The organism is Oleiphilus sp. HI0086 (assembly GCF_001635225.1).
The window spans coordinates 1-308 of sequence record NZ_LWFZ01000381.1 but is presented as its reverse complement, the minus strand read 5'-3'; the positions used below and the strand labels follow the sequence as shown (position 1 = coordinate 308).

Annotated in this window: 1 pseudogene; it reads left to right on the top strand. The window is 47.7% G+C overall.

What is annotated here, in order from left to right:
* Window positions 1-229, top strand: a pseudogene (locus tag A3756_RS27285) (lipid ABC transporter permease/ATP-binding protein); the annotation flags it as partial.
* Window positions 230-308 lie beyond the last annotated feature (79 nt).

The following is a 308-nucleotide window of genomic DNA, read 5'->3' as shown; positions in this document are numbered from 1 at the left end:
AGCCCTGGATACAGAGTCAGAAAAAGCTATTCAAGGTGAGTTGGAGGTATTGATGGAGGGACGTACAACAATTGTGATCGCGCATCGCCTATCGACTGTAGAAAATGCAGATAAAATTGTAGTGATGGACCAAGGTCGTGTAATCGAGCAGGGAACACATCAATCACTTCTGGCTGCAAATGGTGAGTACGCCAAACTTTACAATATGAACCTGGCGGACGATGCCTAGTCAGGATCAGCAACGTGCTGCTTCAACGAGCATAACCGATGCTTGGTACCAAGGTGCTGCTTGGCTATACCTGCTGGCA